Genomic DNA, 23,749 nt, shown 5'->3' on the forward strand with positions numbered 1-23,749 from the left:
CGACACCGTACGGTTGTCCGATGCCCGCCGACTTGACGGAACGCCGGGCCATCGGAGACCACACAGGGAGAGAACGCTCGGATGCCGTACCTCGGACCCGGCCATCGGCCCCGTTGGTGGACCGAACTGACGCTGATAGCGGTCGTCTACCTCGCCTATTCGGCGGGCCGGCTGCTGGCCCGGGGGGACGTGAGCACCGCCGTCGACAACGGCCTCGCGATACTCCGGGCCGAGAAGGCACTCTTCCTCGACGCCGAGACCCCGCTGAACAAGCTCTTCACCGAGGTCCCCGCGATCGGCATCCCCGCGGACTTCCTCTACGCCTCGCTCCACTACCTCGTCACCCCCGCCGTCCTCGTCTGGCTCTTCCGCCGCCGCCCCGCCCGCTACCGGGTGGCCCGCACCTGGCTGATGCTCTCCACCCTGCTCGGCCTCGTCGGTTTCGTCCTCATGCCGACCTGCCCCCCGAGGCTCCTCGACGCCGCCCACGGCTTCGTCGACACCATGGCCCAGTACAGCTCCTACGGCTGGTGGGGCGCGGAGGCCAGCGCGCCGCGCGGCATGGGCGGACTGACCAACCAGTACGCGGCGATGCCGAGCCTCCACGTCGGCTGGGCCGTGTGGTGCGGAGTGATGCTCTGGCGGTACGGCCGGAAGACACCGCTGCTGCGGACGCTCGCCGTCGGCTACCCCGTGATCACCGTGATCGTGGTCATGGGCACCGCCAACCACTACCTCCTCGACGCCGTCGCGGGAGTCGCCGTCATGGCCGCCGGAGCACTCCTCGCCCGGCCCGCGACCCGCCTCGCCGACCGGGTGCTCGCACGGCTCTCCCCGGCCGCCGCGACGGCCCCGGCCCCGGCTTCCGCCACCAGCGCCACCACCCCCTCACCGGCCTCTTCGAGCGGTCGCCCCCCGATTGTCAGTGGCGGATGCCACACTTCCCCGGGTGAGCGAATCCCTGGACAGCGGACCACCTCCGCAGGCGCCGACGACACCACCGCGGCAGCGGCTCGCTGAGCTGAGAGGCCCCGACGCCCGCCCGCGTCCGCTCGACGCCCGGGCGCTGGCCGCCCTCGCCGCCAACCCCGGCTGCGACCGCCGCGCCCTGCTCGACGGCGCGGGGGTCGACAAGGCCGCGCTCGCCACCGCCCTCGGATCGCCCGCCCCCTTCGGCCAGTCCCAGTTCGCCTTCATGCGGGGCAACGCCTTCGAGGCCAGAGTCACCTCCGACGGCGGCGCGGAGCTGATGCGCCTCCTCGGCGCGGAGGGCCCCACCGGATTCGCCCTCCCCGACCTCGCCGCCGCGGGCCCCGAGGGCCGCACCGCGCGGACCGCGCTGGCACTGCGACAGGCCACCGCCGACGGAGTCTGGACCCTGCTGCGCCACCCCCTGCTCGCCCTGGAGGTCGCGGGCGCCCCCGCCTATCTGGAGCCCGACGCCGTCGTGGTCCACCCCGACGGCCGCTGGACCGTCGTCGAGATCAAGTCCTTCCCCATGATCGATGCCTCCGCCGACGCCGCGAAGGTCGGGGCCGCCGCCCGCCAGGCCGCCGTCTACGTCCTGGCGCTGGAGCGGATCGCCGCCCACACCGGCGGCGCGAGCGTCGCCGAGAGCGTGCTGCTGGTCTGCCCCAAGGACTTCTCCAACCTCCCCACCGCCTCCGTCGTCGACGTCCGCAAACAGCTCTCCGTCACCCGCCGCCAGCTCGCCCGGCTCACCCGCGTCGAGGACATCGCCACCGCGCTCCCCGCCGGTGTCACCTTCGACCCCGAGCGCCCCGCCGACGAGCTCCGGGCCGCCGTGGCAGCCGTCCCCGCGGCCTACGCCCCCGGCTGCCTCGCCGCCTGCGAGCTGGCCTTCCACTGCCGGGACCGGGCCCGCCGGGCCGGCGCGGTCGAGACCCTCGGCCGCTCCGTCCGCGGCGAGCTGGGCGGCCTGCGCACCGTCGGCGACGTCCTCGCCGCCGCCCGGGGCACCGCCGGAGACCCCGACGACCCGGCCGTCGCCGCGCTGCGCCGGGCCGCCGCCCTGCGCGCCGAGGCCCTGGCCGCACTCCCCGCCGCCCGCACCGCCCCCGAGGAGCTGCCGGAGGCCGCCGGATGTCACTGATCTCCACCCTCGCCCGGCTGGAGGCCGTCGAGTCCGGCCGCGCCCGCCCCCTGACCACCGTCCGCCACCGCCATCTGAGCGAACACCCCCTGGTCCTCGTCCCGCTCACCACCGCGGGCGAGGCCGGGGCCCCGCTGGGCGCGCTCGTCGGCACCGACCCCGAGCGGCCCCGGCTGCTCACCGTCGCCCAGCCCCGCGACCGCGAGCTGCGCTTCGCCTTCCTCGCCGAGCTGGCCGAAGCCGTCCTGCCCCATCTCGACGGCTACGCCGACGACATCGAGCTGGTCGAGCGCAATGAGACCGACCCGGCCACCGGCAAACGGGTCAAGGCCCAGGCCGAGCTGTGCGCCGACGCCCCCCAGCTGATCGTCCCCGGCCGCGCCGCCATCGACTTCGTCCGCCTCCTCGGCCGCTCCATGCGCTTCCGCCGCACCTCCGAGCAGGACCCCGAGACGCCCTACCCCGCCCCGCCCCACGTACCGCTGCTCGGCCGCTGGCTCACCCACTACGGCGAGCGCGCCCGCGTCCCCGGATCCTCCCTGCTGCTCGCCGCGACCGACCTCCTCAACCGCCACTGGGCGACCGGCCAGTCCTCCCTGGAGGACCAGCACCTCGGCGCGCTGCTCGCCTGGATCGACCCGCCCGACGGCGGCTCGGGGGCCGAGGCCGCGCTCCGCGCCGAGCTGGGCCGCGACGCCCGGGGACAGCTGCTGGTCCCCCCGGCGGGCCCGGCCACCGACCCCGCCTTCGACAACCGGCTGCTCGCCCCCGCCGTGGAGGCGTACGACCGGGTGCGCCTGGCGCTCGCCGCCGCGGGCGAGGGGGCCGAGGCGGACGGCTGGCTGGGTCAGCTCTCCCTCGCCGAGCGGGAGATCCGCAGGCTGCTGCGCACCCAGCTGGAGCCCACCTGGCACGCGGTGTGGCGCTCCCTGGAGCTGCTGAACGAACTGCCCGAGGGCCCCAGGGCCACCGAGCGCTGGACCCGCGACCGCTGGTCCTTCACCGCCCACCGCGACCGGGTGCGGGCCGGCGAGCCGCCCCAGCCCCGCCGCGACGACGCGGTGACCGCCGCCCGCAAGCTCGCCGCCCGCGAGAGCGCCCAGACCCAGCTGGACGCCCAGGAGGCGCTGGACGACCCGCTGGTGCTGGCCGGGCGCAGACTCTCGGGCGAGGCGTTCACCGGCGAGGTCATCGAGGTGACGATGGCCTGGTCCGAGTCGAAGCGGCCCGCCCCGCGCCCGCTGCTCGTCCTGCGCACCGACGACCGCCCCCACCTCGGCGAGGGCGTCAAGGTGTACCGCTCGCTCGACGGCAGGCCCCAGACCGCCGAGTTCGTCCGCCACGAGGCCGACGACCTCCTCGTGCTGCGGCTCACCGACCGGATGGGCCGCGCCAAGGATCCGGCCGAGGGGACGGTGCCGGTCAAGGGCGACCGGCTCGCCTGGACCCTCTTCGAACACGACCAGAGGGGCGGGCCCAGGCTCCCGGAGCCGGAGGAGACGCCGTGGACGCACGGCGGCCCGCCCGGCACCGACGCCGAGGCCCCTGACCCGGTGACCCCGGAGGACATCCTGTGACCGTCTTCGACCCCGCGACCGCCGCCGACCCCGCCGTCGCCGCGGCGGCCGCCACCGAACGCATCCTCGCCGACACCCTGCACGGCACCGACCGGGGCGTGGTCGTGGACTCCCCGCCCGGCGCGGGGAAATCCACCCTGGTGGTCCGCGCCGCCCGCGAACTGGCCGCGGCGGGCCACCCCCTGATGGTGATCGCCCAGACCAACGCCCAGGTGGACGATCTCGTCCTCCGTCTCGCCGAGAAGGACCCCGAGCTGCCGGTGGGGCGGCTGCACAGCAATGACCCCGATCCCTACGACAAGGCCCTCGACGCGCTGGCGAACGTCCGCAAGTCCGCCAAGGCCGCCGATCTCGCCGGCCTCGACGTGGTGATCTCCACGGCGGCGAAGTGGGCACACGTCCAGGGCGTGGGCCCCTGGTCGCACGCGATCGTCGACGAGGCCTACCAAATGCGCTCGGACGCGCTGCTGGCGGTCGCCGGCCTCTTCGACCGGGCCCTGTTCGTCGGGGACCCCGGCCAGCTCGACCCCTTCTCGGTGGTGGGCGCGGACCAGTGGGCGGGGCTCTCGTACGACCCCTCCGCCAGCGCGGTCTCCACCCTGCTCGCCCACAACCCCGAGCTGCCCCAGCACCGGCTGCCCGTCTCCTGGCGGCTGCCCGCCTCGGCCGCGCCGCTGGTGTCCGCCGCGTTCTACCCGTACACCCCCTTCCGCAGCGGCACCGGCCACGGCGACCGCAAGCTCTCCTTCGGCGCCGCCTCCGACGGCTCGGCCCACGACCGAGTGCTCGACGAGGCCGCCGAGTCGGGCTGGGGCCTGCTCGAACTGCCCGCCAGACACACCCCGCGCACCGACCCCGAGGCGGTCCGCGCGGTGGCCCGGGTGGTCCGCCGGATACTGGACCGGGGCGGTGTCGCGACCAGCACCGCCGACGCCGACCCGGCCCCGGTCACCGCCGACCGCGTCGCGGTCGGCACCGCCCACCGCGACCAGGCCGCCGCCGTCCGGGCGGCCCTGGCCGAACTGGGCGTCTCCGAGGTGACGGTCGACACCGCCAACCGCCTCCAGGGCCGCGAGTTCGACATCACCGTGATCCTCCACCCGCTCTCGGGCCGCCCCGACGCCACCGCCTTCCACCTGGAGACGGGCCGCCTCTGCGTCCTGACCTCCCGTCACCGCCACGCCTGCGTCGTGGTCTGCCGCGCCGGAGTCGGCGAACTGCTCGACGAACACCCCTCCACCGAACCGGTCCAGCTCGGCGTCGCGGTGAAGTTCCCTGATGGGTGGGAGGCGAACCACGCGGTGTTGGCGCGGTTGGCCGAGCATCGGGTGAGCCTGACGCCGTGAGCGCCGTGAGCGACCGGCAGACGGGTCAGTTGTTGTAGGTGAAGCCCAGCTCGCTGATGTCGGGGCGCTGACCCAGGGACTTGGGGCCGAAGACGACGGACTTCTTCGCCGTGATCCCGGTGGCGGTGGGCTGGAAGATCCAGACCGATCCCTCGTACTTGTTCTCGCGCGGCGCACTGGCGAACAGCTCGGCCCGGCCGTCCGCGTTGGTGTCGGCGAGCTTGACGGCCAGACCGAACTGGTCGTACTCCTCCGCCGAGCCCGGCACATCAGCCGTGTTCTGGGTGAGGACGCGCGCCGTTTCGCCCATCGGCCCGTTCGAGCCGCCGCGCATGGTGACGACCGCTCCCGCGCTGCCCTGCCGCACGCCGAGGGACTCCACGGGGACACCGATCGCGAGGTCCTCGTACTCGTCGCCGTCGATGTCGGCGATCGAGATCGACTGACCGAAGCGGTCGCCCGACTCGGCCTCCCCCGGAACCCCGTGGCTGTCCTGGTTGACGGCGGTCACCGAGGCGGAGTCCAGGCCCTTCGCGGACCCGGGGACATAGGTGATCATCCCGCCCTTGGCGATCGCCAGCTCGTCGATGTTGTCGTCGTACTCCTCGGTGCGGCCGACGACGAGATCCTCGAACCCGTCCCGGTTGATGTCGCCGATGTCGAGGGCGTCCCCGCTCAGCGGCTGCCCGGCGACACCGGTCACCTCGACGGGATCGGCCGGCCCCTGGGCGGTCCCCTTCCAGACCACGGTGTGCCCCGAGTAGCTCCAGGGGCCGCTTCTGGTGGTGTACCAGTCGCGCACCGTCGCGACGACATCGGTCTTCCCGTCGCCGTCCACATCGCCCGAGGAGATGCCCTTGGTGTCGCCCCACGGCAGTTTCCCGTGGTCCGTGACGCCGGTGGGGACGCCGTCGCGGCTGAAGGGCCCGGCGAAGACCCGCAGCCCGGGGCTGTTGGTGTCCGCGAGGTCGGTGTCGCCGTCGCCGTCGAAGTCCCCGGTCACGAAGAAATCGCCGCCGGAGGCGTGCGCCCCGGAGCCGTCCCGGAGGATCGCCGAGCCGGAGAGGCCCGACTTCCCGCCCCAGACCACCGACAGATTGCCCCGCTCCTTGCCCGCCGCGGTGTCCTCGTACCGTGCGCCGACGATCAGATCGGTGTAGCCGTCGTGGTCCAGATCCCCGGTGGCCAGGTCCCGGCCGTACTGGTCGCCGTTCTCGGCCTTGTCCGGGATCCCGGGGGAGTCCTGGTGGAGGATCTGCTTATTGGCCGTCGGAGTCTTGCTCTTCGAGCCGTACATCACGGTGACGTACCCCGCGCGCCGCTCCCCGCTGATGTACGCCATGGGCGCGGAGAGGGCTATGTCCTGGTAACCGTCGCCGTTGAAGTCGTCCGGCAGGGCGACCGGCTTCGCCGCCGCCTTCTTCTGTACGGCCGGGGCCCGGTCGGGCCGTTCGGGGGCGGCGATCGCGGTGGAGGCGGTCAGCGAGCCGACGAGGGCCGTGGCCGCCGCGAGCCCCAGCGTACGGAACGTGCTGCTGCGTGACGTCATGAAACGTCCCCCCAAGGGTTGAATGAGTGTCGAGGCGGCGAAAGGGAATCTTCGGTGGAAGATCCCGTGCCGTCACTTGACCCCCGAGCCCGCGCGAAGGTTGCGCGCGCGACGCCCGGTTCACCCGGTGATAACCCCTGGCGGGACGTTCGACCGCGCCCGGGCGGCGGCCTACACCCCGCGCACCGCCTCCCCGCGCACCGCCTCCCCGTGCCGGGCGAGGAACTCCGGCACCCCCGGCGCGGTCCGGTACGGGCCGAGCGCCGTCGCGGTCGTCCGCAGCAGCGCCAGGACCCGGGAGGACTGGACGCCGCCCAGCAGATCCAGCACCCGGTGCCCGGCCGCCGCGGCCTCGTCGGGGACGCCGCCGTGCGCCAGATCCACGGCCAGCTCCGCCCGGTAGAGCGCCAGATTGCGGGTGAAGCCCCGGCCCTGGAGCGCCGCCGCCCGGCGGGCGTGGCGGGCCGCGCGGGCCCACTCGCCCAGCGCCGCCCAGCACTGCGCCTCCAGCGCCTCCAGCTCCGGCAGCCCGAAGAAGGACATCCACTCGGGGTCCGCGTCCGAGGCCCCCCGGCCGAAGTGCCCGTGCGCCCGGGTCAGGGCGCGTTCGCACTCGGCGCGGTCGCCGAGGCCCGCCCAGCCCCCGGCCTCCCGCAGCGACAGCAGGGAGAGCAGCCGCCAGGAGCCCAGGTCACGGGCGGCCAGCAGACCGGCCTGGGCCGAGCGGACCGCCTCCCGGTGGCGGCCCGCGTCCCGCGCCAGGAAGGAGGTGTTGGAGAAGGCGTGGGCCTCCAGGGCCGGATCGCCCGCCACCCGCGCCGTCGCCAGCGCCTCCGCGTAGTGCGAGCGGGCGTCGTCGAAGCGGGCCGAGTCATGCGCCAGCCACCCCACCGACAGGGCCAGTTCGCCCGCGCCCGAGTGCAGCCGGTCCACCGCCCCGCGCCGGGCCGAGACACCCGAGTCGAGCAGCGCGTACGCCGCCCGCAGCGGCCGGGCGGCCCGCCGGTAGAGGCCGTCCGCGCCGTGCCGGTCGTCCAGCAGCCGGATCCTTCGCACCGCCTCCTCGACGGCGCTCACCTCCGGCTCGCCGAACCGCCGCTGCCCGGGCAGGACGCCGGGCAGGGCCGGCGGGCCCTCCGGCCGGGGCGCGGACCCCGGGCCGGGCCCGGCGCCCGCCCCGGAGCCCAGCCCGAGGGACACGGCCGCCACCGCGGCGGATCCGTTCGTCATAAATACGCGTCGCAGCACATCGGTCTCCTTCTCGCCGTGGCCGACGCCCGCCGAGGTGGCCCCCCGGCCGACGGGCTCCCGTACGGGCCCCTTCGCGCCCGCCCCGGCCTGCTCCTCGGCGAAATCGGCGAGGGAGCCACCCGGGGCGGGTCCGGCGGACGGAGCCGGTTCGGCGGGCGGGCGGCGTGCCCGACGCCCGCCCCGTACCGTCTCGCGCGCCGTGAATCCCAGATCCGCGAGCGTCAGACCGGGGTACATATGAAGGAATACCCGTTCGTACGCGTAGTTGGGGCAGCGGATCTCACCGGCCTCGACCCGCCCCACATAACGGGCGTCGCACGACACCTGCTCGCCGATCTGCCGGGCCGCCTTGCGGACGGCCGCCGCGAACTCCCCCGGCGACAGCCGTCCGCGCAGCCGCCGGAAGGCGGCGTTGGGAACCGCCCCCGCGTGTGCCGATGTCCCCATGGCCCAGCCCTCTCTCCCGGGTGGCCGCCGCTCCCGGCGGGCGGGCCGGGACCGTGTCGCTGTGACGGCCTCTCCCTGGAGTTTGGCCGCAAAAGGGATGTCTCCGCCGCGATCTGCCATGAACTGCCACCCTTTGGGCGGTGTGGTGCCGTAGCCCTTGACACCCTCGGGCGTTGAACACCCCGGAGACGCGGTCCGTGTCTCCAGTCGAGCGAGGAGGGATCCCCGTGATGGAGGCCGGCATGGAGACCAGCGCTCTCGGCGGTGTCCGTACGCCCGCGACACCCGCCCCGACCGCCCCCGCCCGCCGGGCGGACCGTCCCGACGGCGGCACACCCCCCGACGGCCTCCCCCAGGGCGGCTGCGACCTGGTGACCGTCCCCGCCCGCCAGGGCCTGGAAGCCGTCGACATCCTGCGCCGCACCGCCGCGCCCGCCGTCGGCCCCGTCCTTCACGACCGCAGCTGCGACACCCTCGGCTTCCTGGTCCCGCCCGGCACCGCCGACGGCTGGGACCTGCCGGGCAGCGCCTGTACGCGGACCTCGCCCCGCGGCGGGCGGACCCCCGCCGAGCCCCCGGTCCGGGGCACCGGCTGGCTGCTGCCCCCCAGCGACCCGGCCCAGGTCACCGACCCCGCCGCACTCCGCAGAGCGCTGGGCGAGGCCGCCCGTCTCATCGAGGCCGCCGACAGCCGCCGCTGACCGGGCCCGACCGACCGGGCCGGTCGAGGGACCCGACCGAGGGCCCCGGGACCCGCCGGGCAGCCGCCCCCGCCCGCGTCGATAATGGACGGATGGCGAAAAGCAAGCGACGGCGCACGGACGGGCCCGGCAGACCCGAAGCCGTCGTCGCCCAGGTCGACGGCGGCACCGCGGAGCTGATACCCGACCCGGACCGGCCGCGCGGCTGGACGCTGCTCATCGACCGCGCGCCCCAGTCACACGTCGACCTCGACGACCCGGCCCGGCTCACCTTCGCGTACCAGCGCAGAATCGGCCACGCCGTGGACCTCGCCGCCCCGGCCGGACGGCCCCTCCAGGCCGTGCATCTCGGCGGCGGGGCCTTCACCCTCGCCCGCTACACGGCCGCGACCCGCCCCCGCTCCACCCAGCAGATAATCGAGCTGGACGCGGCCCTGGTCCAGCTCGTCCGCGACCGGCTCCCCCTCGACCCGAACGCCCGCATACGGGTCCGCTCCACCGACGCCCGCGCCGGGCTCGGCAAAATCCCCGACGGCTGGGCCGATCTCGTCATAGCCGATGTGTTCGGCGGCGCACGCACCCCCGCCCACCTCACCAGCGCCGAATTCCTCGCCGAGGTACGCCGGGTACTGCGCCCCGGCGGCCACTACATCGCCAACCTCGCCGACGGCCCGCCGCTCGCCCATCTGCGCGCCCAGGTCGCCACCGCCGCGACCGTCTTCCCCGAACTGGCGCTCGCCGCCGACCCCGCCGTACTGCGCGGCCGACGCTTCGGCAACGCCGTACTCCTCGCCTCCGACATCCCTCTGCCGATCGCCGAGTTCACCCGCCGGGTGGCGAGCGACCCGCACCCCGGCAGGGTCGAGCACGGCAAGGACCTCATCGACTTCACCGGCGGCGCCCGTGCCGTCACCGACACCGACGCCAGACCCTCGCCCGCGCCCCCGCCCGACGCCTTCGCCTGAGACCCGGCTCAGCGGTCGTCGAAGACCACCGTCGGCTTGGTCTCGTGCCAGGTGCAGTACGCCGACACCTCACGGCCGTCCTTGGTGAAGGTCACCCGGATGTAGAACTCCTGCTTCCACACCTGCATCTGCCAGCCCGCGTTCGGCGTCGCCGACACCAGCTCCGCCGACTTCTCGCCGAGATCGAGCACCACCCGGCCGCCGGCCACCGTGTACGACTTCACATCGCCCGCGCTCGCGGGCTTGGCGGGCGAGGACGAACTCCCCGCCATGGGCGTCTTCTCCCCGGAGGCCGCGGCGTTCGAGGAGGGCTTCACCGGCGAACCGGTCGGCGCCGGAGTCCTGTTCACGCTCTCCTGGCCGGTCGGAAGCCGCTGCGCGCCGATCGGCGCCGAAGGACTCGGCGGCCGCTTGGTCGACGAGCCCTGTTCCTTCTTCGGCTGCCTGGTCGTCTCGGATTCCGTGTCGATCGCCACCGCCATGGGACGGTCGTACGCGGTACCGGACATGACCGTGTGAACGCCCCACCACGTCAGCGTCACCGCCGCCCCCGTGGCCATCGACCACGCGATGGCATGTACAAGTCCTCTACGCATCAGCCCCATACTGCACCACCTTCCTCAACTCTGTCCCCGGCGGGATCGACCAATTCCGGCTGCCCGGCCCAACTCCCCCCGCGACCGGTCCACTCCGCATGGCGTACGGTGCCGCCCATGGCAAGTGTGCTCGTCGTCGAGGACGATCAGTTCGTACGCTCCGCCCTCATCCGGCATCTGACCGAGGCATCCCATACGGTGCGGAGCGTCGGCACGGCCCTGGAGGCGCTGCGTGAGGTTGCCCATTTCCGTTTCGACGTGGTCATTCTCGACCTCGGGCTGCCCGATCTGGACGGTTCCGAGGCGCTGAAGATGCTGCGGGGCATCACCGACGTACCCGTGATCATCGCGACCGCGCGGGACGACGAGACGGAGATCGTACGGCTGCTCAACGACGGAGCCGACGACTACCTCACCAAACCCTTCTCGGTGGAGCATCTCTCCGCGCGGATGGCCGCGGTGCTGCGCCGCTCCCGGTCATCGGCCGGGGAGGCCCCGCCCTCCCGGCTGATCCAGGTCGGCGGGCTCTCCATCGACCCGCTGCGCAGGCAGGCCCAACTCGACGGGATCGGACTCGATCTGACCCGGCGGGAGTTCGACCTGCTGACCTTTCTCGCCGGGCGTCCCGGTGTCGTCGTCCCCCGCAAGGAGCTGCTCGCCGAGGTCTGGCAGCAGAGCTACGGCGACGACCAGACCATCGACGTCCATCTGAGCTGGCTGCGGCGCAAGCTCGGCGAGACCGCCGCCCGCCCGCGCTATCTGCACACCCTCCGGGGCGTCGGAGTGAAACTCGAACCGCCGGACGGTTCCCCACCAGGACACCAGCAAGGACGTCAAAGATGAGATGGGCTCTGGTCAAGGTCTCCCTGGCCGTCACCGTGATGGTGGTGGTGGCCTTCGCCGTACCGCTCGGTCTGGTCATCAAGGAGATGGCCCGGGACCGGGCCTTCACCAACGCCGAGCGCCAGGCCTCCTATCTCACCCCCACCCTCTCCATCACCGATGACCGGGTTCCGCTGGAGAAGGCGGTCAAATCCACCCAGGCGGGCTCCGCCAAGCGCATGGCGGTGCACATACCCGCCTCCGCCGAGACCGGCGGCGTCTCCATCGAGATCGGCACCCGCCGGGCCGCCCAGGCGGATCTGGCCACCGTCAAGAGTCTCGGCCGGACCTCCATCACCGAGGTGCCGCACGGCTGGGCGCTGCTCCAGCCCACCGCCATCAACTCCGGCATCGCCCTGGTCGAGGTCTTCATCCCCGACGACGAGGTCACCAAGGGCGTCACCACCGCCTGGCTGATGCTCGCCGGTGTCGGCATCGCCCTGATCGTGGGCTCGGTCGCGGTCGCCGACCGGCTCGGGATCCGGATGGTGCAGCCCGCCCAGCGGCTCGCGGGCGCGGCCCACGACCTGGGCGAGGGCAGGCTCGGCGCCCGCGTCCCCGAGGAGGGGCCGCCCGAGCTGCGCTCCGCCGCGATCGCCTTCAACGCGATGGCCGACCAGGTCGTCCAACTGCTCGCCAATGAGCGGGAGCTGGCCGCCGACCTCTCCCACCGGCTCCGCACCCCGCTCACCGTGCTGCGGCTGAACGCCGCCTCGCTGGGTGAGGGGCCCGCCGCCGACCAGACCAGGTCCGCCGTGGAGCAGCTGGAGCGCGAGGTCGACACGATCATCCGCACCGCCCGGGAGGCCAAGCCGCAGACCACGGCGATCGGCCCCGGCGCGGGCTGTGACGTCTCCGAGGTGGTCCGGGAGCGGATGGACTTCTGGTCGGCGCTCGCCGAGGACGAGGGCCGCAAGGTCAGGGTCGCCGGGGTCGACCGTCCGGTGCGCATCCCGGTGGCCCGCCCGGAGCTGGTCGCCGCCCTCGACGCGCTGCTCGGCAATGTCTTCCGGCACACCCCGGAGGGCACGGCGCTCTCCGTCGACGTCCACAACGGCGAGGACGCGGTCATCGTGCTGGTCTCCGACGCGGGCCCGGGGATCGCCGACCCCGCCGCCGCGATGGCCCGGGGCAACAGCAACGGCAAGGACGGCTCCACCGGTCTGGGTCTGGACATCGTCCGCCGGGTCGCCGAGTCGACGGGCGGCGACGTCCGCATCGGCAGCTCCGTCCTCGGCGGCACCGAGGTGCGGATCTGGATCGGTCTCGGCCCCCACGGCACGGCCCCCGGCGAGCGCCGCCGCGGCCACCGGATCTCGGACCGCAAGCGCCCCCGTTCCCTGATCCGCTCCCGGGGCTCCGGCTCCTGAGCGGTCTCCCGGCCGGCTCCCGGAGCGGCTCATTCGGCCCGCTGGGTTAAATGGCTCTGATGCTGTCCTTAAGCGCGCCCTAAGAACTCCGCTCTACGCGCGAAATGCTCCCTTTGCCGGTTCGGGGTCCGCTAACTTGCTCTTGTACACGGCTTCCGCCGGGCTTCTCTCTCCGTGCATCCACACCCCCCACGGCGGGGAGAGAAGCCCGCGCGGGCGAGCCCACCGCATGGACGCACTCTCCGCATCACCCTTGAGCGATTCCTGCCCCCCACCCGCGCGTCCCGGTCGGTCCCCCAATCCGACCGGGACGCGCCGTTTCCGGCTGCCGGTCGAAGGGCCTGGGAAGCTGACGAATCGTCAAATCTCCCTGGGCGTACTGTTCTTCCGGAATCTCGCAGCCAGGGGAAGGGCGGTCACGGTGTCTGGGACGATCCGTACGGAGAGCGGGGGGCGGAGTACCGGGAGACCCACTCTCGAAGAGGTCGCGGTCCTCGCGGGGGTGGGGCGCGGCACGGTCTCCCGGGTGATCAATGGTTCGCCCCGGGTGCGGGACGCGACCCGGGAGGCGGTACGGGCGGCTGTGGCCGAGTTGGGGTATGTGCCCAATCGGGCGGCGCGCGCTCTGGCGGCCAATCGCACGGACGCGATCGCGCTGGTGGTTCCGGAGCCGGAGGACCGGTTTTTCGCCGAGCCGTACTTCTCGGACATGGTCCGGGGGGTGGGGGCGGCTCTGGCGGACACCGAGATGCAGTTGTTGCTGACGCTGGCGGGCGGTGACCGGGAGCGCCGCAGGCTCGCCCAGTATCTGGCCGCGCATCGGGTGGACGGGGTGTTGCTGGTCTCGGTGCACGCGGACGATCCGATCCCGGATCTGCTGGCGGAGCTGTCGGTGCCGCTGGTGATCAGCGGGCGGCGTTCGGGCGACGAGACGCTCGCCGTGGTCGACGCGGACAATTTCGCCGGGGCCCGGGCGGCGGTGGCCCATCTGGTGTCCCGTGGCCGCCGCCGGATCGCGACGATCACCGGGCTGCTCGATGTGTACGGTTCACGGCTGCGGGTGGCGGGTTATTCGGCGGCGCTGGCGGATGCGGGGATCGCGGAGGATCCGGCTCTGACGGCTCGTGGTGATTTCACCGAGGAGGGCGGCCGGCGGGCGATGCGGGAGTTGCTGGCGCGCAGGCCGGGGCTGGACGCGGTCTTCGCGGCGTCCGATGTGATGGCGGGCGGCGCCCGGCAGGTGCTGCGGGAGGCGGGCCGTCGGGTGCCGGAGGATGTGGCGCTGGTGGGCTTCGACGATTCGGTGACGGCCCGGTTGATGGATCCGCCGCTCACCAGTGTCCGTCAGCCCATCGAGGAGATGGGCCGCACGATGGTGGAGGTGCTGTTGGGGGAGATCGGCGCCGGGCCCGGCGGGCGGGGGGAGCGGCGGGCGCGGCCTCAGGTTGTGCTGCCGACGGAGCTGGTGGTGCGGGACTCTTCGTAGATCTTTTCGTGTGGTGGGTCCCGGGGGCTGGTCTCCGGGGCCCGGCGCGGGGTGTACGCATACGCCAAGGGCCCCGATCTTTCGATCGGGGCCCTTGGTCCTTCAGGGTGAGTGACGGGACTCGAACCCGCGGCATCCTGGACCACAACCAGGTGCTCTACCAACTGAGCTACACCCACCGCGTCCGGTCTTTTTTCTGACCGGCCGAGAAAAAGTGTACAGGGTTCTGAGGGGTGCTCGCGCCAGGGTTGATACCGGGGGTGAAACCGGGGTTCGACCAGGGCGGGGCCAGGGGTGGGAAGCCTCCTTGAGCGGAGGCTGTCCGCACCTCTGCCACCCTCATTCCGCGGACAGCACGTGCCTGGCCGCGATCTTCTTCGCCGTCTCCGAGTCGGGCCCGGGCTGCGGCACGAAGACCGCCTCCCGGTAGTAGCGCAGCTCCGCGATGGATTCGCGGATGTCCGCCAGTGCCCGGTGGTTCCCGCTCTTGTCCGGGCTGTTGAAGTACGCCCGCGGGTACCAGCGGCGTGCCAGCTCCTTGATGGAGGAGACGTCCACGATCCGGTAGTGGAGGTGGTTCTCCAGGGTGGGCATGTCACGGAGGAGGAATCCTCGGTCGGTGCCCACCGAGTTCCCGCAGAGCGGGGCCTTGCGGGGTTCCTTCACATGCTCGCGGATGTAGGTCAGGACCTGCTCCTCGGCGTCGGCGAGCGTGGTGCCGCCCGCCAGCTCGCCGAGCAGGCCCGAGGCGGTGTGCATCTGCCGCACCACCTCGGGCATGGTCTCCAGGGCCGCGTCCGGGGGGCGGACGACGACGTCCACCCCTTCTCCGAGCACGTTCAGTTCCGAGTCGGTGACCAGTGCGGCCACCTCGATGAGTGCGTCGTCCGCCAACGAGAGCCCGGTCATCTCGCAGTCGATCCACACCATGCGGTCGTTCATGCGACTACCTTATGGCGCGCTCCGCTGGCCGGGCAGGCTGGGACGGCCGTGGCCGGACGCGTATGCGCCGGTCGGCGGCTTCCCCAGCTCCGGGGGGAGGGTCGAGGACGCGGTGTGGCCGGTGATGCCCGCCGCGGCGGTGCGTCTGGCCTGTACCGGTACGACTGACTCCGCCATCGACGCCGGTGCGGGCTCCCCCTGGGGGCGCCGTACCCGGTAGGCGGCCCGGTAGGCGGCCGGGGACGAGCCGAGCTGCCGGCGGAAGTGGCCGCGCAGGGCCACCGGCGAGCGGAAGCCGCAGCGCCCGGCCACCTCGTCCACGGAGTAGTCCGAGGTTTCGAGGAGCCGCTGTGCCTGGAGCACCCGCTGGGTGATCAGCCACTGGAGCGGTGCGCTGCCGGTGAGGGATCGGAATCGCCGGTCGAAGGTCCGTCGGCTCATGTACGCCCTGGCCGCCAGTGTCTCCACGTCGAACTGCTCGTGGAGGTGTTCCAGCGCCCAGGAGACGACCTCGGCCAACGGGTCCGACCCGATCTCCTCGGGCAGGGATCTGTCCAGATAGCGTTCCTGTCCGCCGCTGCGCCTCGGCGGCACGACCAGCCTGCGGGCGAGTGCCCCGGCCGCCTCGGTGCCGTGGTCGGTGCGCACGATGTGCAGGCAGAGATCGATTCCGGCCGCGGTGCCCGCGGAGGTGAGCACATCGCCGTCGTCGACGAACAGCTCTCTCGGATCCACATGGACCGATGGGTACCGCTTCGCCAGTGTCGGCGCGTACATCCAGTGCGTGGTCGCCGGACGGCCGTCCAGCAGTCCGGCTGCGGCGAGCACGAACGCGCCCGTGCACAGTCCTACTATCCGTGCTCCCTCCTCGTGCGCCCGGCGCAGCGCGTCGAGCGCTTCCGGCGGCGGCGGTGATGTGATCGACCGCCAGGCCGGTACTACCACGGTGCCCGCCCTGCCGATGGCCTCAAGGCCGTACGGCGCGGTCAGCTCAAGACCGCCGGTGGTCCGGAGCGGTCCCTCCTCGCCCGCGCAGACAAGCAGTCGGTAGCGAGGAACTCCGGCGTCCTGACGGTCAATTCCGAACACCGAGAGCGGGATGGAACTCTCAAAGATGGGGCCGCCGCTGAAGAGCAGTACGGCGACGACTTCCCGGCGCCTGCGCCCCGAGAGTTTTCGAGCAACCTCCGGTGCGGCGGAGTCCTGACTCATGACGCTAAGCCCCCCTCGGTATTCGCGTCTCCCCGTTCGTTTCGGGCCTTTCGCTCCTGCACGTTTCCCCTCGGTTTTGCACGAGTTACGAGCCTTCGATACTCAAGATCGAATCTACTGCGTCCTGTGACGCCGCCGTGACAAGTTCGGCATGCCCCGCTATGTCTGCTCAGCAACTTGGCGCGAAGCATTCGATCACGAAGCGTTCCACTCGCGGGCTCCGCAGGGAAGTGCGCCGAACGCGCATGGCCCGTCCCCATAGGGTTCGTTGGACGCGAATAGCCCTTTCCTGCCAGGTGGCAAGGGGGTAGGCAGGCCATTTCCCCAAGGGATGGGTACCGGCACGAAGTTGGCTGAAACTATACGGGTGCGGGTGTGCGAACGGGTCAGCCCCCGTGGCCGCGCCCTCCGCCGTGGCGGCCGCCGCGACGCGATCCGGGAGCGGGCCGTCCCCGCCGTCCCCGCCTCGCGCCCGCCGGGCCCGGACGCCGTCCCGCCCGGCCGGGACGGCCGCCCGCGTGGGCCCCGGCCGCGCCGCGCTCCGAGCGCCGCAGCAGCAGCCGGCAGGCGGTCGTCACGGCGGCGAGACCGAGGGCTGCCGCCGCCGCCCCGCCCACGGATGCCCCGTACACGACAAGGACAACGGGTACCAGAAGGCAGCTGAACGCCGCCCACCGGACCACATCGGTCACCGAGTCCGACGGCGCGGCGCGGCCGGCGGACCGGTGACCGGGGGCGGGACGGGCCGCCGGGCCGTCGGGGGGCCCGGAGCCGGGTACGGATCCGGCCGGGCGGCCGGCGGCCGGCGCGCGGGTGCGGGCTCGGGGGCGGGGGGACGGGCGTGCGGGCACGGAAGCTCCCTCGGGCTGCGGGGTGACCGAGGGACCAACGAGGAGCAGAGCCTTCCGGTCACTGCGGTACGGCCCTCCTCGGCCGGGTGGCGGACGTCCGGCCACGGCCCGAAGCGGTGGCGCGACCTCGCCGGCCGCCGTGCGCGGGGGCGCGCCCGGGCCCCGGCCGCGGCCCTGCCCCCGCCGGAGTGTGCGGCTTTGCCACAGTGATCGTTCCGCCGGGCCGGGCCGGACGGCCGGAGCGCCCCCGCGGCCTGGCCACGCGCCCCGTGAACGCGCCCCCGCGCCCTTCCTCGCACGCCCCTCGGCGGGCTTCCGCGCCCCACTGGGGCCCCGGCCGCCCCACGGACCCCCTCGGGGGCCGCCGGGGCGCGCGCGGCCCCCGACGGGCCGCTGTGCGCGTCCGGACAGCTGTAGACGCCAAGCGGCATTGCCATCCGGGACGGCCTCAGGCATGCTCCCTGGAACGCCTGATTGGGCCGACCGGCCCTGGGCAGAAGAAGAGTGTCGCCGTACCCTTACGGGTATGGGCAGGGAAGATGCTTCCCGCCGGACACCGCATCCTTCGCCATGTCGTTTCCTCCACTGAGGACTTCCTTCGCCGAGACATCGATGGCAGGTCACGAGATCCCCGAACCCGCGGACCGCAAGCAGGTGGCCGACCCCACGTCGGACCTGCGAGCGGCGGAAGAGTCACGCCATTCCTGCGACCCCGCGTTCCGCCACGGAGTCGTCGTCGGTTTCGACGGATCGACCTCCAGCGAGCGGGCGCTCGCCTATGCCATCGGCATGGCCCGGCGCTCCGGCTCCGGTCTGATCATCGTGCATGTCGCCAACCGGCTGCCCACCACCGTCTGGGCGGGCTGCGAGCCCCCGGTCTTCGTGGACGTCCCCGACCACCGCACCGAAGTCCTCGGGCTGGAGCTGGCCTGCGCGGACTATCTGACCGAAGTGCCGTGGATCCTGGTCGAACGCGGCGGCGACATCTGCCACGAACTGGAAGAGGTCGGCCGGGAGTACTCCGCCGACGCGATCGTGGTCGGCTCCACCCACGGCATCGTCGGCCGCATCTTCGGCTCGGTGGCCGGCCGCCTCGCCCGCCGGGCCCAGCGCCCCGTCGTCGTCATCCCGTGACCCCGTGACCCCGTAGCCCTCGCGCGCGCCGCCGGCCGGGCGGATCCCATCGCCCCGCGCAGGTGCGCCGCGCGCTCCGGACGGGTACATACCGGCCAACGGCCCGCTGCCGTGACTCGTACTCCCGTGCGGACAGCGGGCGTTGGGGCGAGGATCACGAGAAGGCGCGCGCGACCGGCCGGGGAGTGACGGCCACCGGCGAAGTGCCGCGCGGCGCCGGCGCGCACTGGGCCGCGCGCCGGCCGGACGGCCCCCGCACACCGCCGGTCGGCGGCGTGCGGGGGACCGCGAGAGCGGGGACGCCGGGGCCCGGGCGGCTACTCGACGGTGACCGACTTCGCCAGGTTGCGCGGCTTGTCGATGTCCCGGCCCATCGCCAGGGCCGTGTGGTAGGCGAAGAGCTGGAGCGGGATGCCCATCAGGATGGGGTCCAGCTCGTTCTCGTTCTTCGGCACGACGATGGTGTGGTCGGCCTTCTCCTGCTCGCGGTGGGCCACCGCGAGGATCCGCCCGCTGCGGGCCTTGATCTCCTCCAGCGCCGCCCGGTTCTTCTCCAGCAGCTCGTCGTCGGGCACGATCGCCACCGTCGGCAGCGCGGGCTCGATCAGCGCGAGCGGCCCGTGCTTCAGCTCGGAGGCCGGATACGCCTCGGCGTGGATGTAGGAGATCTCCTTCAGCTTCAGCGAGGCCTCCAGGGCCACCGGATAGCCGCGCACCCGGCCGATGAACATCATCGACTGGGCCCCGGCGTACTCCTCCGCCAGCTTCTTGATGTCGGACTCCGCCTCCAGGATCTCGGTGATCTGCTCCGGGAGCCTGCGCAGCCCCTCGATGATCCGCCTGCCCTCGGAGACCGAGAGATCGCGGATCCGGCCCAGATGCAGCGCGAGCAGCGCGAAGGCGACCACGGTGTTGGTGAAGCACTTGGTGGAGACCACACAGACCTCGGGCCCCGCGTGCACATAGGTGCCGCCGTCCGCCTCGCGGGCGATCGCGGACCCCACCACATTCACCACGCCCAGCACCCGCGCGCCCTTGCGCTTCAGCTCCTGGACGGCGGCGAGGACGTCATAGGTCTCACCCGACTGGGAGACCGCCACATAGAGGGTGTCGGGGTCCACCACCGGATTGCGGTAGCGGAACTCGGACGCGGGCTCGGCGTCCGCCGGGATCCTGGCCAGCGACTCGATGAGGCCCGCGCCGATCAGACCCGCGTGGTACGAGGTGCCGCAGCCGAGGATCTTCACCCGGCGGATGCCCCGGGCCTCGCGCGGGTCCAGATTCAGCCCGCCGAGGTGCACGGTGGCGAACCGGTCGTCGATCCGGCCGCGCAGCACCCGGTCCACGGCGTCCGCCTGCTCGGAGATCTCCTTGTGCATGTACGTGTCGTGGCCGCCCATGTCGTACGACTCGGCCTCCCACTCCACCGTGGTCGGCGTGGCCGTCGTGGTCGAGCCCTCGGTGGTGTACGTACGGAAGTCGTCGGCCTTGATGGTGGCCATCTCGCCGTCGTCGAGGGTGACGATCTGGCGGGTGTGGGCGATCAGCGCGGCGACGTCGGAGGCGACGAACATCTCCTTCTCGCCGATGCCGAGGACGACCGGGGAGCCGTTACGGGCGACGACGATGCGGTCGCCGAAGTCGGCGTGCATCACGGCGATGCCGTAGGTGCCCTCGATCAGCTTCAGCGACTGGCGGACCTTCTCCTCCAGGGTGTCGGCGGGGGAGCGGGCGATGAGATGGGTGAGCACCTCGGTGTCGGTCTCGGAGGCGAAGACGACGCCGTCCGCCTCCAGCCGTACGCGCAGTTCGTCGGCGTTGTCGATGATGCCGTTGTGGACGAGCGCGAGGCGGCCGTCGGGGGAGAGGTGGGGGTGGGCGTTCTCGTCGCTCGGCGCGCCGTGGGTGGCCCAGCGGGTGTGGGCGATCCCGGTGGTGCCGGTGAACCGCTTGGGGACCCGGGCCTCCAGATCGCGGACCCGGCCCTTGGCCTTGACCAGCTTGAGCCCGGCGGCCTTCGGGCCGGTGATCACGATGCCGGCGGAGTCGTACCCCCGGTACTCCAGCCGCTGAAGCCCCTCCAGCAGCAGCGGTGCCACATCACGCCGGCCGATGTATCCGACAATTCCGCACATGAGGTTCTGCCCCTCCGTAGGTCATCCGTGGGTGTTTCGAGGGTCGGACGGTCGCTCCTCGCCCGGCCGGGCGGCCCCGCACAGGCCGTCCCCTTGAGCCGGGCCGCCGGTCAGCCGTAGACGATGCGGCGAAGCTGGCGGAGCGAGAGCTCGGGCGGAGTCACGGCGCGGTGCGGCAGCTCGGCCGCGATCCGCTCGAAGATCTCCGTGTTCGCCAGGCCGCCGGACTGGAGCTCCCGGTGGCGGCGGCGGACGTACTCCTCGGTCTTCTCGTCGAAGTACGCCAGCACATCGAGCACCACCCGGGCCGCCTCGCCGCGCCGGAGCGCGGTACTGCGGACCAGGTGGTCTATGAGGTCGTCGTGCGAGGCCTCCGAGGCCGGCGGACGACCAGTCCGATGATGTTCAAGCACCTGTAGATATTGAGGGGGTAATCGCTGCTATTGCAAGAATTCTGCCCGATTCCGGGCAGGGAAGTGTCTAAAGCTGCCTCAGGATCGCCTGTTTGGCGGTGCTGAACTCCTCCTCCGTGAGGATTCCGCTCTGCCGCAGCTCTCCCAGCTCCCTCAGCCGGCGCAGCAGCGCGTCCTGGTCGCCCCCGCCGGAGGGCGGGCTTCCGGGAGCGGCGGCGGCGGCCGGGGCGGCCGGGGGCGGTGCGGCCTGGGCGTACGGATGGGGCATCCGGGCCACCACGGCCGCGGCGACCAGCGCCATCAGCGGGTCCTTGCGGAAGCCCCACAGCTCCACGGAGTACGGGTCGTACTTGGCCGGGGCCTTCGTCGGCGTCCTGGTCAGGCCGAACCGCAGCGCGCCGTTCTCCAGGCCCGAGGAGGGCAGCCACTCGACCGCCTCCACATCGGCCAGGGCGAAGGTGCGCTCCCCGCCCGAGGCCTTGGACTCCTCGGTCTTCCAGTTCCACGACAGCCGGATCCGCTCGCCGTCGAAGGCGGCCGTGCCGTCGCCCGCGCTGGCGGTGACCGGCAGCGCGGGGCCCGGCATCAGATAGCGGTCGATCCGCCCGGCGGGGATCTGCTCCAGCAGCAGGGCGTTGCGCACGGCGTCCACGAAGTACTCGGCGACGCCGGTGCGGTCGTTCTCCACGGTCAGCCGGTACGGGTCGGAGCTCTCGTCCAGCTTGTCGCGGGTGATCTGGAGCAGCGGGTCGGCCCCCTCGCGCAGTCTCAGCCGCAGCCGTCCCGACTTCCTGCCCGGCTCGTAGGAGATCCCGGCGAGCGCGGCCAGCGGCACGGCCAGCTCGCCGAGGGATCTGCGCAGCGCGCCCACGCTCTTGTCGGAGCCCGGCACCACGCGCACGGTCTCGCCGTCGAAGGTCCAGGTTCCGTCCTTCTGGATGATTTCCGCCATGCGGCGATTCTTTCACCCGGTGTTTCACCCGGGAGAGTGAGACAGCCGACGTCCGGGATGCCCCCGAATGGTCTATACCTTCAGGCGGAACGGGGGCACCATGGTCACGACGGGCGTCCTCCGACGTGGCGCCCGGTGAAGGGACATCAGCCTGTGAGTCTGCCCGGAAACCTTTCCCGCCCCCTCGGCGCGCTCGGCCGGGTCATTCCCGCCCCGGCCTCCGTACAGCCCGCGGACGGTGTGTACACCCTCACCGCCGCCACCCCGATCCGGGTGGACGGATCCGACGGGGCGCGTACGGCCGGCGAGTACCTCGCCGGGCTGCTGCGCCCGGCCACCGGCCACCCGCTGCCCGTCACCGCCGAGGACGGCGCGGACGGCGTCCGGCTGCGGCTGGACGCGGGGGAGGGCGGCCTCGGCGACGAGGGGTACCGGCTGGAGGCGGCCGAGGGCGCGCTGACACTCACCGCCCGTGAGCCGGCCGGGCTCTTCCACGCGGTGCAGACGCTGCGGCAGCTCCTGCCGCCCGCCCTGGAGGAGACCACCGAGCAGCCGGGCCCCTGGACCGTGCCGCAGGGCGTCATCACCGACGTCCCGAAGTACGCCTACCGGGGCGGGATGCTCGACGTGGCCCGGCACTTCTTCACCGTCGCCCAGGTCAAGCGGTACATCGACCATCTGGCCCGCTACAAGTTCAACAAGCTGCATCTGCATCTCACCGACGACCAGGGCTGGCGGATCGCCATCGACTCCTGGCCCGAGCTGACGGTGGCCGGCGCGGCCACGGCCGTCGGCGGCGGCCCGGGCGGCCACTACACCAAGGCCGAGTACACCGAGATCGTCGAGTACGCGGCCGCCCGCCATCTGGAGGTCATCCCCGAGATCGACGTCCCCGGGCACACCTCCGCCGCGCTCGCCTCCTACCCCGAGCTGAACCCCGACGGCGTCGCGCCCGAGGTGCACACCGGGATGAAGGTCGGCTTCAGCTCGCTCACCGTGAACAAGGAGGTCACCTACGACTTCCTGGACGATGTGATCCGCGAGATCGCCGAGATCACCCCGGGCCCCTATCTCCACATCGGCGGCGACGAGGCCGACGCCACCAGCGCGGAGGACTACGCGGCCTTCATGGACCGGGCGCAGGCGCTGGTCGTCAAGCACGGCAAGACCGTGATCGCCTGGCATCAGCTCGCGGGCGCGCGCCCGGTCCCGGGCGCTCTCGCGCAGTACTGGGGCTTCGACGGCACCTCGGCCGAGGAGCGGGCCGGGGTGCGCGCGCTGGCGGAGCGGGGGGTGCGGCTGATCCTCTCCCCGGCGGACCACATCTATCTCGACCACAAGTACACCGGCGACGACGAGCTGGGCCTTCAGTGGGCGGGGCTGGTGGAGGTGGACCGGTCCTACGACTGGGACCCCGCCTCCTATCTGGAGGGGCTGCCCGAGGACGCGGTGCTGGGCGTGGAGACCGCGCTGTGGACCGAGACCGTGGAGACCGAGGAGCAGTTGGAGTATCTGGTCTTCCCCCGGCTGCTGAGCGCCGCCGAGCGCGCCTGGTCCTCCTCGGGCGACTGGGACGACTTCAAGTTCCGGCTGGCGGCGCAGGCCCCGCGCTGGGACGCGCTGGGGATCAACTACCACAAGTCGCCGACGGTGCCGTGGGGCGAGGTCTGACCGAGCACTACTGGGGTCCGGGGCCGTCCCCCTGAGACGGCCCCGGACCCGACGGGCCGCCGCCCCCCCCCCCCCCCGGCGGGGGGGGGGGGGGCGGTCCCCCGGCGCGCGGCCGTGGGGCCCCCCCCCTCCGGGGGCCTCGCTTTCTTCGTCCCG

At 72.9% G+C, this 23,749-nt stretch carries 19 protein-coding genes and 1 tRNA gene; 11 read left to right on the plus strand and 9 right to left on the minus strand.

Going from position 1 to position 23,749, the window contains the following annotated elements; genetic code table 11:
- Positions 1-81: 81 nt before the first annotated feature.
- The 4 genes from IE247_RS29125 to IE247_RS29140 are packed head-to-tail and all read left to right on the plus strand — an operon-like array spanning position 82 to position 5,036.
- The gene (locus tag IE247_RS29125; protein ID WP_190126309.1) at positions 82-1,020 is read left to right on the plus strand and encodes a phosphatase PAP2 family protein; all 939 of its coding nucleotides are present in this window, start codon (positions 82-84) and stop codon (positions 1,018-1,020) included.
- Positions 950-2,113, plus strand: a complete 1,164-nt coding sequence (locus IE247_RS29130; protein ID WP_190126310.1) for a hypothetical protein — start codon at positions 950-952, stop codon at positions 2,111-2,113. The genes IE247_RS29125 and IE247_RS29130 overlap by 71 nt, the downstream gene beginning before the upstream one ends.
- Complete coding sequence (locus tag IE247_RS29135) at positions 2,104-3,690, plus strand: hypothetical protein (RefSeq protein ID WP_190126311.1); 1,587 nt, start codon at positions 2,104-2,106, stop codon at positions 3,688-3,690. The genes IE247_RS29130 and IE247_RS29135 overlap by 10 nt, the downstream gene beginning before the upstream one ends.
- The gene (locus tag IE247_RS29140) at positions 3,687-5,036 is read left to right on the plus strand and encodes an AAA domain-containing protein (RefSeq protein ID WP_190126312.1); all 1,350 of its coding nucleotides are present in this window, start codon (positions 3,687-3,689) and stop codon (positions 5,034-5,036) included. Before IE247_RS29135 ends, IE247_RS29140 begins: the two co-directional genes overlap by 4 nt.
- 25 nt (positions 5,037-5,061) lie before the next feature.
- On the opposite strand, the gene IE247_RS29145 is transcribed toward IE247_RS29140, so the two are convergent.
- Together IE247_RS29145 and IE247_RS29150 are read right to left on the minus strand one after the other, a co-directional pair.
- The gene (locus IE247_RS29145; protein ID WP_190126313.1) at positions 5,062-6,585 is read right to left on the minus strand and encodes an FG-GAP-like repeat-containing protein; all 1,524 of its coding nucleotides are present in this window, start codon (positions 6,583-6,585) and stop codon (positions 5,062-5,064) included.
- Between the two features lie 171 nt (positions 6,586-6,756).
- The gene (locus IE247_RS29150) at positions 6,757-8,283 is read right to left on the minus strand and encodes an NsdA family TPR-like regulatory protein (RefSeq protein WP_190126314.1); all 1,527 of its coding nucleotides are present in this window, start codon (positions 8,281-8,283) and stop codon (positions 6,757-6,759) included.
- A 242-nt stretch (positions 8,284-8,525) separates the two neighbouring features.
- Here IE247_RS29150 and IE247_RS29155 point away from each other — a divergent pair, with 242 nt between their 5' ends.
- Together IE247_RS29155 and IE247_RS29160 are read left to right on the plus strand one after the other, a co-directional pair.
- The gene (locus tag IE247_RS29155; RefSeq protein ID WP_190126315.1) at positions 8,526-8,984 is read left to right on the plus strand and encodes a hypothetical protein; all 459 of its coding nucleotides are present in this window, start codon (positions 8,526-8,528) and stop codon (positions 8,982-8,984) included.
- A 92-nt stretch (positions 8,985-9,076) separates the two neighbouring features.
- Positions 9,077-9,949, plus strand: a complete 873-nt coding sequence (locus tag IE247_RS29160; protein ID WP_190126316.1) for a spermidine synthase — start codon at positions 9,077-9,079, stop codon at positions 9,947-9,949.
- A gap of 8 nt (positions 9,950-9,957) precedes the next feature.
- Here IE247_RS29160 and IE247_RS35090 read toward each other — a convergent pair whose 3' ends face one another.
- Entirely contained in the window at positions 9,958-10,554 is a 597-nt protein-coding gene (locus IE247_RS35090) for a hypothetical protein (protein WP_190126317.1), read from the minus strand.
- 108 nt (positions 10,555-10,662) lie between these two features.
- Between IE247_RS35090 and IE247_RS29170 the strand changes: the two genes are divergently transcribed.
- The 3 genes from IE247_RS29170 to IE247_RS29180 all read left to right on the plus strand — a co-directional run bounded on the left by IE247_RS29170 (position 10,663) and on the right by IE247_RS29180 (position 14,283).
- A complete protein-coding gene (locus tag IE247_RS29170; RefSeq protein WP_190126318.1) occupies positions 10,663-11,388 on the plus strand; it encodes a response regulator transcription factor in 726 nt (241 codons plus the stop codon).
- The gene (locus tag IE247_RS29175; protein ID WP_190126319.1) at positions 11,385-12,797 is read left to right on the plus strand and encodes a HAMP domain-containing sensor histidine kinase; all 1,413 of its coding nucleotides are present in this window, start codon (positions 11,385-11,387) and stop codon (positions 12,795-12,797) included. The genes IE247_RS29170 and IE247_RS29175 overlap by 4 nt, the downstream gene beginning before the upstream one ends.
- 421 nt (positions 12,798-13,218) lie before the next feature.
- Positions 13,219-14,283 carry a LacI family DNA-binding transcriptional regulator gene (locus IE247_RS29180; RefSeq protein ID WP_190126320.1) on the plus strand — a complete coding sequence of 355 codons (1,065 nt, stop codon included), beginning with the start codon at positions 13,219-13,221 and terminating at the stop codon, positions 14,281-14,283.
- 106 nt (positions 14,284-14,389) lie between these two features.
- On the opposite strand, the gene IE247_RS29185 is transcribed toward IE247_RS29180, so the two are convergent.
- From IE247_RS29185 to IE247_RS29195, 3 genes are all read right to left on the minus strand, one after another.
- A tRNA-His gene (locus tag IE247_RS29185) sits at positions 14,390-14,462 on the minus strand.
- A 160-nt stretch (positions 14,463-14,622) separates the two neighbouring features.
- Positions 14,623-15,225, minus strand: coding sequence for an oligoribonuclease (gene orn, locus IE247_RS29190; RefSeq protein ID WP_190126321.1), 603 nt, complete (start codon positions 15,223-15,225; stop codon positions 14,623-14,625).
- Between the two features lie 9 nt (positions 15,226-15,234).
- Positions 15,235-16,437 carry a GlxA family transcriptional regulator gene (locus tag IE247_RS29195; RefSeq protein ID WP_190126322.1) on the minus strand — a complete coding sequence of 401 codons (1,203 nt, stop codon included), beginning with the start codon at positions 16,435-16,437 and terminating at the stop codon, positions 15,235-15,237.
- 1,463 nt (positions 16,438-17,900) lie between these two features.
- On the opposite strand from IE247_RS29195, the gene IE247_RS29200 reads away from it, so the two are divergent.
- A complete protein-coding gene (locus IE247_RS29200) occupies positions 17,901-18,422 on the plus strand; it encodes a universal stress protein (protein ID WP_190126323.1) in 522 nt (173 codons plus the stop codon).
- A 317-nt stretch (positions 18,423-18,739) separates the two neighbouring features.
- Here the strand turns inward: IE247_RS29200 and glmS are convergent, their stop codons facing one another.
- The 3 genes from glmS to IE247_RS29215 all read right to left on the minus strand — a co-directional run bounded on the left by glmS (position 18,740) and on the right by IE247_RS29215 (position 21,922).
- On the minus strand, positions 18,740-20,557 hold the full coding sequence (gene glmS / locus IE247_RS29205; protein WP_190126324.1) for a glutamine--fructose-6-phosphate transaminase (isomerizing): 1,818 nt from the start codon (positions 20,555-20,557) through the stop codon (positions 18,740-18,742).
- A gap of 110 nt (positions 20,558-20,667) precedes the next feature.
- Complete coding sequence (locus IE247_RS29210) at positions 20,668-20,970, minus strand: hypothetical protein (RefSeq protein ID WP_190126325.1); 303 nt, start codon at positions 20,968-20,970, stop codon at positions 20,668-20,670.
- A 67-nt stretch (positions 20,971-21,037) separates the two neighbouring features.
- Positions 21,038-21,922, minus strand: coding sequence for a DUF4429 domain-containing protein (locus tag IE247_RS29215; protein WP_190126326.1), 885 nt, complete (start codon positions 21,920-21,922; stop codon positions 21,038-21,040).
- A gap of 57 nt (positions 21,923-21,979) precedes the next feature.
- Here IE247_RS29215 and IE247_RS29220 point away from each other — a divergent pair, with 57 nt between their 5' ends.
- Positions 21,980-23,593 (plus strand): beta-N-acetylhexosaminidase, encoded by a 1,614-nt coding sequence (locus tag IE247_RS29220; protein ID WP_190126327.1) that lies wholly within the window; start codon positions 21,980-21,982, stop codon positions 23,591-23,593.
- The last annotated feature ends 156 nt before the right edge of the window (positions 23,594-23,749 follow it).

The sequence above is a fragment of the Streptomyces inusitatus genome (assembly GCF_014651115.1).
GTDB classification, from domain to species: Bacteria; Actinomycetota; Actinomycetes; order Streptomycetales; family Streptomycetaceae; genus Streptomyces; species Streptomyces amakusaensis.

Excerpts from the sequence above, each read along its gene's own strand:
- IE247_RS29170 (WP_190126318.1), top strand. The coding sequence starts at position 10,663 with ATGGCAAGTGTGCTCGTCGTCGAGGACGATCAGTTCGTACGCTCCGCC.
- IE247_RS29195 (WP_190126322.1), bottom strand. The coding sequence starts at position 16,437 with ATGAGTCAGGACTCCGCCGCACCGGAGGTTGCTCGAAAACTCTCGGGG.
- IE247_RS29215 (WP_190126326.1), bottom strand. The coding sequence starts at position 21,922 with ATGGCGGAAATCATCCAGAAGGACGGAACCTGGACCTTCGACGGCGAG.
- IE247_RS29125 (WP_190126309.1), top strand. The coding sequence starts at position 82 with ATGCCGTACCTCGGACCCGGCCATCGGCCCCGTTGGTGGACCGAACTG.
- IE247_RS35090 (WP_190126317.1), bottom strand. The coding sequence starts at position 10,554 with ATGGGGCTGATGCGTAGAGGACTTGTACATGCCATCGCGTGGTCGATG.
- IE247_RS29135 (WP_190126311.1), top strand. The coding sequence starts at position 2,104 with ATGTCACTGATCTCCACCCTCGCCCGGCTGGAGGCCGTCGAGTCCGGC.
- IE247_RS29150 (WP_190126314.1), bottom strand. The coding sequence starts at position 8,283 with ATGGGGACATCGGCACACGCGGGGGCGGTTCCCAACGCCGCCTTCCGG.
- IE247_RS29220 (WP_190126327.1), top strand. The coding sequence starts at position 21,980 with ATGCCCCCGAATGGTCTATACCTTCAGGCGGAACGGGGGCACCATGGT.
- IE247_RS29145 (WP_190126313.1), bottom strand. The coding sequence starts at position 6,585 with ATGACGTCACGCAGCAGCACGTTCCGTACGCTGGGGCTCGCGGCGGCC.
- IE247_RS29175 (WP_190126319.1), top strand. The coding sequence starts at position 11,385 with ATGAGATGGGCTCTGGTCAAGGTCTCCCTGGCCGTCACCGTGATGGTG.
- glmS (WP_190126324.1), bottom strand. The coding sequence starts at position 20,557 with ATGTGCGGAATTGTCGGATACATCGGCCGGCGTGATGTGGCACCGCTG.
- IE247_RS29200 (WP_190126323.1), top strand. The coding sequence starts at position 17,901 with ATGGCAGGTCACGAGATCCCCGAACCCGCGGACCGCAAGCAGGTGGCC.
- orn (WP_190126321.1), bottom strand. The coding sequence starts at position 15,225 with ATGAACGACCGCATGGTGTGGATCGACTGCGAGATGACCGGGCTCTCG.
- IE247_RS29160 (WP_190126316.1), top strand. The coding sequence starts at position 9,077 with ATGGCGAAAAGCAAGCGACGGCGCACGGACGGGCCCGGCAGACCCGAA.
- IE247_RS29155 (WP_190126315.1), top strand. The coding sequence starts at position 8,526 with ATGGAGACCAGCGCTCTCGGCGGTGTCCGTACGCCCGCGACACCCGCC.